Below are 8,994 nucleotides of genomic sequence, written 5' to 3' on the forward strand. Positions count from 1 at the left end.
CCCCGGACATCTGGTCCGCGCCCGCCCCACCGTCGAGCAGGTCCCCTCCGGCTCCGCCGACCAGGTCGTCCGCCCCCAGGCCGCCGTAGAGTCTGTCGACCCCGTCAGCGCCGCTGAGCACATTGGCCCCATCGTTGCCGGTGATCAGGTTGGCCAAGGCGTTGCCTGTCCCATCGATATCGCCTGTTCCCTCCAGGGTCAGGTTTTCGATGTTCGCCCCCAGGACGTAGGAGACGGTGGCGCGCACCACATCCGTTCCCTCGCCGGCGGCCTCGAGGACGCCGTCATTCGGATCGTCCACGATGTAGGTGTCGTTTCCGGCGCCGCCCAGGGCCGGGCCATCGCCGGTGCGCGGGTCGAGGAGGTCGTCGCCTGTGGAGCCGAGGACGGCCAGCAGCAGGACGTCGATGTGCTGGATGAGCGTCGTCGGCCCGCTATCGATCGGCGAAATGGTCAGGGTGAGGGTGCGGGTCGGACTGGTCGCGCCGGCGGTCGTCGACAGGATGAGGTTTGAGAGGAGGATCTGGACCTGGGAGGCTGGGCCGCTGAAGTCGATCGTGAGCACCCCATCGACCAGGCTGAAGTCGATGCTGTCTCCCAGATAGCTGCCCGAGCCCAGCGTCAGATCGGCGAAGGCGGGCTCGAAGGTCAGGGCGGGCAGAGAGAGGGTATCCTCCGGCAGGAAGCCGCTGATGGTCAGCGTGCCGCCCTGGAAACCGTCGATATCGTTGACCACAGCCCCGGCCATCGGTCGCAGGCCGCCGGTGCTGAGCGCGGCCTGGGGCAGGGCGACGTCGGTGATTCCGGTCACCACCACCGGGTCGTTGAACGGGGTGATGGCCACCCGGGTCTCGATGTAGAAGCCGCTGGTGGGCAAGATGTCGTTGCCGGCCCCGTCGGTGACGGTCATCCTGACCAAGGCCTGCGCCGGCGGTGCGTCGCTGACGTTGGCATAGGTCAGGCGCTCGAAGATGGCTTCCAGTTGATCGGTGCGATCGGCCTGGCTGGGGTCGGCGGTGAACTGGATGACCAGGGGATTGCCCGCTACCCCGCCGCCGCTGGCGACAGCGACCAACTGGCCGGCCACACGGATCTCGCCCGTCCCGCTGTCGTAGGACAGGATTTCGTCGCTGAGCAGGCCGATGCGATCCGAGGCGTCGAAGACATAGACCACGATCCGGCCGGCGCCGCGGAAGCCCTCCGGAATGTCAAAGGTGACGTCGGTGTCCAGCCGAACGGGCCCGGCATTGACGATCTGTTCCTGGACCGCCTGGTCGCCTTGGAAGTCGCGGAGGAACGGGACATCGTAGACCGACTGGATATGGATGTCGAAGTCGGTCGTGCTGACCGCGCCCATCCCGTCCTCGATGGTCAGGGTAATCGAGCGGCCGGCGGTCGGCAGGTCGTCGCGATTGGTCATCCGGATCGCGCGGAGCAACAGCTGCAGCTGGCCGTCGGTAAGCTCCCGGCCGAGATCGATGCTGATGACCCCGTCCGCCTCGCTGAATGTCAGGTCGTAGTGGACCAGGTTCTGGGCGCCGTAATCCATGAGGTAGAAGCTGGCCGGACCCCCGCGCAGATCGACGCCGATCTCGTTCAGAAGTCCGGCCCAACCGACGAGATGGAGACCATCATCGGGCTGGAACCCCTCGAGGGTGATACGCACGGCGCCGCTGTCGCCCTCCGGATCGAGCACCTGGACGGCCGGCATAAGCTCGGCGGCGCCGTAATTGAGCGTCGTCTCCGAGACGTTCAAGTCGGGGATGATCGCGAACGGAGCGTCGGCCTGCGGCACGAAGGTGGTCGGCGCGACATAGACGTGATCGTAGTGAAGTTCCGTTTCGTGCTGAATCCGCAGGACAAAGTTGGTATCCGGCAGGGTATCGGCCGTATTGGCGTAGCGGACGGCGGACAGCAGCTCCTCAATGAGTTCGGCGGTTGCCAGGCCAGTGAACCGGAAGCTCATGGACGTGCCGCCGTCGAGGAACGTGGAGACCACCGGCACGCCGTTAACGGTGATGGAGCCGCCGGCAGCCTGGACCGCCCCGCTGAAATCGAGAGTCAGTTGTCCGTGGCCGGCGGCGACAAGGATGAAATGCTGCTCGAAACTCGGGGTTTCGGGGGCGTAGAGGTCGATGATCCAGGGGAGTGCGACGGGCCCGGCGTTGACCGCCGCCTCGTCCAGCACCATCGGACCGATACCCAGGAAATGCGCCCTGTCCACAACGGGCGTGACCCCGACCGTCAGGGACGGAATCTGCTCGCCGGCGGTCAGCACCGGGAGGCCCGCGCCATCGCGGATGTCGATGCTGAGGGTGCGGCTGGTCGCCGGTGTCTCGCTGACGTTGCCGTAGGCGAGACGCTCCAGGATCCGTTCCGCCGCGTCCCGATGGTCCGTCCCGTCGTCCACGAAGATGATCGTCAGGTCGCCGCCGATCCCGCCCGACGCCACGGCGACCAACTGCCCGTCGATGCGAACCTCGCCGGAGGCGCTGTCGAAGGCCAGGCCATTGCCGCTCAGCAGGGTCAGGCGGTCCTCCGCCAATAGCCCGCCGATCACGATGGAGGCCGCGCCCAGCAGGCCCTCAAGGGCGTTCAGCGTAATCGCGCCATCCAGCAGTTGAGGCGAGGCGTTGACCTGCTGTTCGTCGAAGGTGACCGAGGCCGCAAGGTCGGTCAGCCGGGGGGTGTCGTACTGCGAGGTGATCTGGATGGCGAAAGCGATTTCGGCGCTGTGCGTCTCGTCCTCGATCCGTACGATGATGTCGCGCTCGGCCGTCGGCAGATGGCTGGCGTTGGCGATGGCCAGGTTGCGCAGGATGTCCTGCACCAGGGCGGCCGTGCCGTTCTCGGTAGCGATCGTCACCGCCCCGGCAGCCTCGTCGAAGGTCAGCGTAGCCCCGCCGACCGCCAGGGTCCCGGCGCGGATGTCGGCCATGCCGGCGACGGCCCCGAAGGCCTGCAGGGACAGGATGTCCTCGGCCAGGAAGCCTGACAGGGTGATGAGGCCACTGAAGGCGCCGTCGACATCGGTGAACACGGCGTCCGCCAGCAGCAGGGCAGGGCCGGCGTTGAGGTCATTCTCCAGGAAGGCCAGGTCCGCCGCGCCGCCAAGGCCGTGGGCGTCGTTCTGGGGGGTCACGGCGACCGCGAAGTCGGTGTCCAGTCGCCCGCCCTGTCCATCGACCAGGCTCACGGAGAACTGGCGTGTGGCGGCGGGCGCCTCGCTCGAGGTCCGATAGGCGAGGCCCCGGAGGGTCCAGATGACATCAAGGAGGCTGGCGTTAGCGCCGAACTCCACCTGGAAACTCTGACCGGTGCTGACCAGGGTGGCGACCGGGGTAACGGTGAAGTCGGTAAGGTAGATCGGTCCGTCGGCCTCGTATTGCATGAGGAGCAGGAGGCCGGTCGATCGGTAAAACAGGGTGTCCGCTGGATCGCTGCTGGTGACCGTCAGCGTCGCGCCGCCCCAGCTGCTGTCAGGGGCGTAGATCGAGGTCTCGGAGGCGAACCGTTCGCCGATCCCGTTCAGGGCCGCCTCGGTGAACGTCAGCTCGGTGGGCAGGCCGACGATCGCCGGCGCGTCGTGGGCCGGGGTGACTGTCACCGCGATGGTCGGCGCCGCGCCCGCGGACGTCAGGGCCGGATGCCCATGGGCGTTGACCAGGCCTACCGTCAGGGTGCGAATTTCGATGGGGGTGTCGTCGGCGGTGGCGAAGGCCAGGGCGCCCAGGATGGCCTCGACGGCCGCCTCGGTGGCGTCGGCGTTGAAGGTCACCGTCAGGCCCACGCTTTCCACCGAGACCGAGCCGCCGACGACCACACCGTTGAACCAGACCTCTCCTGTGGTCGCGTCGATGGTGAGGCCGCCGCTGTCGAGGAGGGTGATCCGGTCCCCAGCGGCCAGGCCGCCGATGGTCAGCCGGCCGCCCGCGATCTGCGTATCGGCCGGGTCCCACTGGATATCGGCTCCAGAGGTCAGCGCCTGGGGGCCGGCATTGACCGCTTGCTCGCCCAACGTGACGGCCGTCGGGACGCCTTCGAGCCCGGTCTCCTCGGCCTGATCGACGAGAGTAACCGTCCAGCCGAAGTTGAAGCTTCCGCCATCGGCCAGGAACCAGAGGCCGGTGAACGTGCGGGGGTCCGCTGCCGGAACCTGGTCGCTGCTGGAGTAGGCGATCTGGCGCAAGGCCGCCTGGGCCGCTTCCAGGGTCGCGGCCTGCGCGAAGCTTAAGGTGAAACCCGAGGTGAAACTGCCGAGCGTGGCGATGTGGATCCCATCGTAAAAAATGTGGGAGCCGGAAACGGTCACCCGTCCTGCGGCCAGCACAGTGAAGTGGTCGGTCGCCGACAGACCGAAGACCGACAGGTAGCTGCCTGACGGATCATCCTCGCCGCCGAGGGTGAGGCCCTGCAGGAACGGCTGCGGTTGCAGGAAGACTTCGTTCTCCCGGAAGGTGCTGGCGGTATCGAGGCCCGCGGCGGTCAGCGGATCGCGTTCCGCGCCGACCAGCACCTGCAGGGTGACGGGACCGGGATCGCCCGTCCGGACCAGCGGGTGGCCGGCCGCGTCAGTCAGGGCGAAGGTCAGGGTGCGGTCGTACTGCGGACTGTCGTCGCGGGTCCGGAAGCCGACGTTGCGCAACACGGCCTCGATGGCCGCGGTCGTGGCCTGGGCGTTGAAGGCGATGAGGAAGTCCTGGCCCTCGCCGCCGTTGGTCTGACCGACCAGGAGACCGTCGACACGGACCTCGCCGCTGGCGGCGTCCCAGGCCACGTCGCCATAGGAGATGACACCGAGCACATCCTCGGCGGACAGGCCGGAGACGGTCAGGGTCGAGCCGGCGAGATCGTGGTCATCATCTCGCAGGGTCAGGTCGGGATCGAGCCACTGGAAGCCTGCGTTGGCGGCGTTTTCCCCGATCCCGACGACGGGGTCGAAGCCCGACAGCGCAGCATGGTGCTCGAAACCGCCCGCAATGCGGACGACAACCTGGCGGTCGCTGGTCTCGCCGTTCGGGTGGTTGAGGCGCAGGTTCAGGGTGCGCAGCTGGTCGGCGGCCGGGTCTGGGTTGGCGAAGCTCAGGGCCTCGATGACCCGCTCGGCGACATCCCCGGGCACGACGCCGTGGAAGTGGATCTGAAAGTCGACGGCGCCGGGATAAAGGTAGGCGGCGACCGCTCCGTCGACCTGGACCTGCATCGCGCCATGGTCATCGACGAGGGTCACGCCGCCCTGCTGGGCGAGGCTGAAGCTGTCGCCGGGGGCTAGGCCGGTGATGATCAGCTGGGCGCCGGCCCAGTCGGCGACTGTGCCCTGCAGGGTGATGTCGGCGTCCAGCCGTCGCGGTGTGGCCGCCTCGGCCAGGGTCAGGTCGAGCGTTGCGGCCAATTCGGCGATGGCGGTCTTTTCGTAGAGCTCGACGGTGATGGTCGCGGAGCCGCCGCCGGTTGGGATCAAGGCGTGGCCGGCGGCGTCGACCAGGGTGAGGGTCAGGGGACGCGGGCCGACGGCGGCGCCGGAGCTGGCGAAGGTCAGGGCCTGGAACAGAGCGTCGATGGCGTCGCTGCTGGCGTCGGCGTTCAGGGTGACGGTGAAGTCTTCGCCCAGCCCGCCGGCGGCGATCCCGATGGCGACGCCGTTGAAGGACACCACCCCGGCGGCGAGGCCGATCTGATCGACCTGGGCCAGGGAGACGATGTCGCCGGCCGCCAGGCCAGAGACGATCAGCACCGAGCCGTCGAAATCGCCCTCGACGTCCTGGAAGGTGACGGCCTCATCGAGCCGGATCGGGGCAGCCGCCTCCTGCGTAGCCAGCCGGACCGTCGGGTTCAGATCCGCGAGGGACACCTGCTCGGGATCGTCGATCAGGTACAGCATGAAGCCGTCGACGCCGATCTGGGCGCCGGCGTTGTCGTAGAAGCTGATCGACAGGCCCATCGGGGTGGGCGTGTTGCTGCGGGTGACGTAGGTGATGTTTTCCAGCACCGCCTCGATGGCGGCGAGGGACGCCCCGTTGAACACCACATGGAGGGCATAGCCCGGCGCGCCGAGCGTACCGATCTGAACGCCGCCGAAATAGACCTCACCGGCCGCGCCGACGCCGATCTGGCCGGCGCCCATGCCCTGGTGGCGGAGCCCGAAGAGATCGTCCGGCGAGGAGCTGCCGATGACGTACAGCGAGCCGTTGGGCAGGCCGTTCTCGGTGTCGGTCAGGGTCACGTCGCCGGTCAGCAGCAGGCCGGGGGCTACGGCGACCTCGTCCTCGTGGAAGGTGACCTCGTCCGGCAGGCCGCCAATGGTCACGACGCTGGGCTGCGGGACGACCTCCAGATTGAAGACTCCGACCGGGCCGCCAAGTCTGAGCACGGTCAGGCCGCCCGCGTCCGAGACCAGGACGTCCCGGCTGCCGTTGCGGTCGATGTCGATCACCGCCAGGTTGGCCGGGCCCGAGACGACAAAGCCGCTGAAGGCGTTGGGGACGAAGCTGAACTGTCCTGTCCCGTCGTTGGCGGCGAACTGGATCGCGCCTTCGATGACTGTCAGCAGGTCGAGGTCGCCGTCGCTGTCGAGGTCGGCCAGGGTCAGGTTCAGCGGGGCGCCCAGGCCGCCGGCGGTGTTCCATACGGAGGAGTACTGGGCCGCGCCGCCGTTGATCCAGCCGTCCAGCCGGCCGTCGGCTGTGCTGGTGACCGCGTCGATCGTCCCATTGCCATCGATGTCGCCCACGGCCAGCCGCGAGCCCGGCCCGGCGACCAGCGCGCCGAGGGCGGCGCTCCAGGCGGCGTCGTGAACCATCAGGTTCGGGTGGAGGCCGTACTCATCCGGACCCGTGCTGAGGTGGACGCGCGTCGCGCCGTTGGCGTCCACGGCGACGAGATCGATGCGGCCGTCACTGTTAAGGTCGGCGCTCGACAGGCTGACCGGCGTCCCGCCCGGGGAAGCGATGTTGGGCGCGAAGTAGCCGAGCGCCAACAGGACCCCGCCGCCGTTCTGGTGGTAGGTGAGCCCGCCGGCGGTATTGCCGATCCACAGGTCGAGGGCGCCGGTCAGGGCGAAGTCCCCGGTGACGATCGGCGCGGAGGCGGCGGCCATCGCCCCGGCTCCGAAATCGTAGACTGTCACCGCCGTGGCGATGACCTCGGGAAAGTTGTCGGTGAGCGATTGGCCGGCCGCGTCGATCACGTCGATGACCAGGCTGCGGGTTGGCGTCGGGCTGTCGGAGAGGTTGGCGTAGGTCAGGTGCTCGATCACCGCCTCGACCGCCGCCACGGTCGCCGCGCCGTTGAAATCGATGATGAAATCGGTTCCCGATCCGCCCGATGCGACGCCGATCAGCACCCCGCCGAAGGTGACTTCGCCGGTCGCGGCGTCGAAGCCCACCTGCCCGGCGCCCGTCCCCGCGTTCAGCAGGGAGACGATATCCTCGGCCAGCAGGCCGCTGATCCGCAGGCGGCCGCCGGCCAGGTCGCCGTCGGCGTCCAAGAGGACCACGTCGCCATCGATGATCCGCGGCGCGGCGTTGACGTCGTTTTCCAGCAGCGGGGCGGGGGCGAAGCCGGTCAGGGTGGGGGCGGTCATCGGGATACGGGCTCGAAGCGAACAGAGGTTTTCGAGCGTGCGTTGCCATGGCCGGGGTGGGGGCGGGAGTGCACAAACCGTGGTGCATTTTGGCGCGACTGACCTTCGCGCGCCGGGGGAGGCAAACCGCGGATAAAGGCCAGGCAATCGTTACCTTCGGCTGACAGGCGCGTTCCGCCATGCTGCTATGGATTCAGGACAAGGACGGTCGATGAGCGACACACCCAACTGGCGCAGCCGGCTGCCCGGCGCCCGGCTGCCCGCTCCGGGAGCGGTAAAGGCGAGGATCGCCGGGTTCGAGGGGGTGCGGCTGACGGTCGAGCAGGCGGAGGACAGCCTGGTCGCCGCCGCCGACCGGCTGGCGCCGTTGCGGGCGCCCTGGGCGCGGGAAGCGTTCAACATCCTGGCGATTTCCGGCGGGGCGGCTGGCGGCGCCTACGGGGCGGGGATCCTGGTGGGCCTGACGCGGGCCGGGCGGCGGCCGGACTTCGCCATCGTCACAGGGGTCAGCACCGGGGCGCTGATCGCGCCCTTCGCCTTCCTGGGGCCGACCTGGGACGATCGGCTGACCGACGCCTACACCGGCGGCCATGCCTCCACCCTGTTGAGCCTGACGCGGCTGGGGCCGGGGTCCGGGGCGTTGTTCCGTGCGGAGTCCCTGGACCGGCTGGTCGCCCAGTATGTCGATGAGGCGATGGTGGAGGCCATCGCGGTCGAGCATGCCAAGGGGCGGCGGCTGCTGGTGGCCACCACCGATCTGGATCGCCAGCGCACGGTCATCTGGGACATGGGCGAAATCGCCAGCCGGGGCGGACCCGCGGCGGCCGCCCTGTTCCGTGACGTGCTGGTCGCCTCGGGCAGCCTGCCGGGCATCTTCCCGCCCAAGCGCATCCAGACCCAGGCGAACGGGGTGCTGTACGAGGAGATGCATGTGGACGGCGGCGTCTCCACCCCGCTGTTCCTGATGCCCGAGGCGCTGCTGCGCTGGCGTAAGCTGGGCCAGCGGCTGGCGCGGAGCCGGGTCTATGCGATCGTCAACACGGTTCTCGACCAGGCCCCCCGCACGACCCAGAACAACATCGCTGCTATCCTGATCCGCAGCTTCGACACCATGCTTCGGTTCAGCTACCGCCACGCCATCGAGGTGGCCGCGGCCTTCTGCGCCAGCCACCGCCTGCCGTTCAGCATCGCCTCCATCCCCGACCCGGGCGAGGCCTTCAGCATGATGAGCTTCGACACCGCCAGCATGCGCCGCAACTTCGACAACGCGGTGGAGCGGGCCATGGGCGATGACCTGTGGGTGACGCCGGTGGCCGAGCCGAGCGTAGCGGCGGGGCTGCTGGCGGCGCTGAAGCTGCGGCCGGACCGGGCAGGGGTGGTGGCGCGGAATGTGCGGCCGGAAGGCGAGGAAG

General features: G+C 68.8%; 2 protein-coding genes. One reads left to right on the forward strand and one right to left on the reverse strand.

What is annotated here, in order from left to right; genetic code table 11:
- On the reverse strand, positions 1–7,582 hold a 7,582-nt coding region (locus tag GVN21_RS19870), incomplete at its 3' end, for an FG-GAP-like repeat-containing protein (RefSeq protein ID WP_346764293.1).
- Between the two features lie 211 nt (positions 7,583–7,793).
- Between GVN21_RS19870 and GVN21_RS19875 the strand changes: the two genes are divergently transcribed.
- Positions 7,794–8,994 (forward strand): patatin-like phospholipase family protein (locus tag GVN21_RS19875; protein ID WP_240903045.1); only part of this gene is annotated, 1,201 nt, incomplete at its 3' end.

The organism is Caulobacter sp. SLTY (genome assembly GCF_009905535.1).
In the GTDB taxonomy this organism is placed as follows: domain Bacteria; phylum Pseudomonadota; class Alphaproteobacteria; order Caulobacterales; family Caulobacteraceae; genus Caulobacter.